This is a genomic window from Caballeronia arationis (genome assembly GCF_001544975.2).
GTDB classification, from domain to species: domain Bacteria; phylum Pseudomonadota; class Gammaproteobacteria; order Burkholderiales; family Burkholderiaceae; genus Caballeronia; species Caballeronia arationis.
This window is the reverse complement of the sequence record NZ_FCOG02000552.1, coordinates 1-740: the sequence shown is the minus strand read 5'-3', so window position 1 is coordinate 740 and position 740 is coordinate 1. Positions and strand designations below refer to the sequence as shown.

General features: G+C 61.8%; 1 protein-coding gene. It reads right to left on the bottom strand.

Features of this window, described 5'->3' with window-relative positions; genetic code table 11:
• Nucleotides 1-740 (bottom strand): IS21 family transposase (gene istA / locus AWB81_RS43795; protein WP_144444432.1); only part of this gene is annotated, 740 nt, incomplete at both ends.

Sequence of the window (740 nt, the reverse complement as noted above, 5' to 3'; positions counted from 1 at the left end):
CGGGCATGTGCTCGGGTAACGTCGTGTGTTTGTTGCGCAGGTGGCTGCGGGCGTGAGCTGCGACGCGCTTGCCGCCGTGGAGGATCTCAACGCCGAAACGGGTCAGGCGGGCGTAGACTGGCTGGCGCACGAGGCTGTGCGGGGCGCTGTAGTAGTGGTGATCGACCTCAACATGGTAGTCAATGTTGACGACGCATCGCACGAAGGTCGCGATCTCGTAGCGCTGGGCAGGTAACGGCCGCAACGCGGGCTGGTCGAGCCGCTCAAACCATTCGCGGCGATTACCCTGAAGCTTCTTAAAGGGGCGTTGGTTGATATCAGCAATGAGACCAGCGATCGCGCGGTTCAACTCGGCCAAGCTGAAGAAGCGGTGGTTGCGCAGACGAGCAAGAACCCATCTCTGGACCACTTGAACTGCTACCTCGGCCTTCGCTTTATCACGGGGCTTTCTTGGCCGTGCTGGGAGCATCGCTGTCGCGTAGTGGTTCACGAATTCCTGCGCCGTACGGCCAAGACCCGGTTCGTATCGGTCAGGTCGCGCAATCAGTGCGCGCGGATTATCTGGGACCAGCAGGCTCGGGGCGCCTCCGTAGAATTCCATGGCGCCGATAAGCCCGCCGATCCAATCGTGCGTGCCCTCCGAATGCGTCGCACAGGCATACGTGTAATTCGATGCGCCGAGTACACCGACAAACACGTGCGCACGAAACGCAACGCCACCGCGCCCGTCCAGGATCGGC